The sequence below is a fragment of the Mesorhizobium sp. M2A.F.Ca.ET.039.01.1.1 genome (assembly GCF_003998035.1).
In the GTDB taxonomy this organism is placed as follows: domain Bacteria; phylum Pseudomonadota; class Alphaproteobacteria; order Rhizobiales; family Rhizobiaceae; genus Mesorhizobium.
Genome location: NZ_RZRY01000989.1, coordinates 1 through 1836, shown reverse-complemented (window position 1 = coordinate 1836; position 1836 = coordinate 1). Strand labels below are relative to the sequence as shown.

Annotated in this window: 2 protein-coding genes; both read left to right on the top strand. The window is 60.5% G+C overall.

Going from position 1 to position 1836, the window contains the following annotated elements; all coding sequences use genetic code 11:
• On the top strand, window positions 1–401 hold a 401-nt coding region (locus tag EOA24_RS36455; protein ID WP_245501943.1), incomplete at its 5' end, for a PfkB family carbohydrate kinase.
• 998 nt (window positions 402–1399) lie between these two features.
• A partial coding sequence (locus EOA24_RS36450; protein ID WP_127410736.1) for a hypothetical protein occupies window positions 1400–1836 on the top strand: 437 nt, incomplete at its 3' end.

The window sequence follows — 1836 nt, the reverse complement described above, 5'->3', positions numbered from 1 at the left end:
ATGAGTTCCTCGAGCTGATGCGCTCCGGCACCGTCGACATCGTCTTTGCCAACAGCCATGAGATCAAGTCGCTCTACCAGACCGCTTCCTTCGAGGAGGCGCTCGCCGCCATCCGCAAGGATTGCAGAATAGCCGCCGTCACCCGTTCCGAGAAAGGCTCCGTCATCGTGCGCGGCGACGAGACCGTCATCATTGAGGCGACGAAGATCAAGGAGCTGGTCGACACGACCGGCGCCGGCGATCTCTATGCCGCCGGCTTCCTTTACGGCTACACGACCGGACGCAGCCTTAAGGATTGCGGCGACCTCGGCTCGCTCGCGGCCGGGCTGGTGATCCAGCAGATCGGCCCGCGCCCGCGCCAGAATCTGCGCCGTGAGGCCGAGCAGGCCGGGTTACTGTAACATGCATATCCGGGATTAATGAAACAGTGTGAGTTGACTCAGGCTTGGTCACCACCCTGGGATAGTCCGCCTGAAGCCCATTTGGCATGATATTCATCCGGCAGTTCACCGACGGTACCGGATACTCGAAACATAGCTGATACGACATCGGCGGGAATGCAGGCGAACCTTTCGCCTGAGGAAATAAGCGCGGGCGAGGCCTGTCGCCGCCGGATCTACAGGGGATGAGACGGCCGGCTTGAGCAGATTTGAGAGGCCACTCGTTGTCCAGGTCAGCCGCGCCCGCGAAGGTGTGCTTCGATGCTAGGACGATTGCAGCGCCGCCGTGGGATGTCCATAATCGGCGATCAGTTGGTGCGATGCGGATAGATTGGCCTCAACATCGCCAGCGAGTTCCGTCACTGCCAAAATCACCTTACCATCTCGGGGCATCCTGCCCTGCAGGCGCCCCCACGAGGGTTGCGCAACGTACTTCAATGGACTCCTGTCAGGCAACCTTCACGCCCAAGAATAAGGTCCGACGTTTTGCAGTGCCGGTGACGTCGCCGGTCAGGAGAATCTGAATGTCATACGCGTAAGTCCGACAGGGTCGTCCATAGGCTAAGCCCACCCGACATGATTCTTTTTTGAAAGTTTCAGAAAAAGATCGACCCAGAATCGATATTCCGGATCGTCAGGGTTGCCAAACGCTTCGAAGGCGCAATAAGCGACCGACGTCGCAAGGTCCTTGCCATGCGTTCCTCGCGGACTGCCGACGCCATCCGACGGATCAATGCCGCCGAACCGGCTCGCAACGTGACTTGCGGAAACGCCAGCCCCCCGCGCCTCATGACGCTAGGGTCGAAGCCGACATTCGCGAGGTCGGCGGTCGACAACGATCATGGTGATCGCCCGCATCTTCGCAGCGGGCCATGAGGTGAGCCTGATGGGGCTTCCAAGCGCCGATTTGGCCGGCTAGGGTTTGCGGGGGGCGTGAACAAACCGGATGAACGAACGCAATGATGCTGGAAAAACTGCGTGCCTGTTGGGGATTTAGCCCGACCGTCGATAGGAACGTCGCCCTGGTCGAAGGCTTTCTGAAAGGCAAGCGCTTCGCCGACCTGGCGCAGGAACATGGCTTGTCGATAACGAGGGTGCGGCAAATCATCGAGAGGGCCGATCGGCACGTGGGCGGCGGCATCGTGACCGAGGCTGAACTGTCCAAGGCCTCGCCTCGATCCGATTTCATGGTCGACTATCCGTATGTGTGGAAGCTGGCCGAGCTGCACCGGCTCGGTAGCGTCACGCCGCATCATTTCTTCACGGAGCTGGAGCGCGCGGGATCGCTGGAGCGGCTGGTTGACAAGATGAAGCGAATGCCGTGGCGCACACCAACAACAACACGTGAGCTGGCGCGCCTCGTGTGGCAAAAGGAGGGGGGCGAGAGCCCATGGCC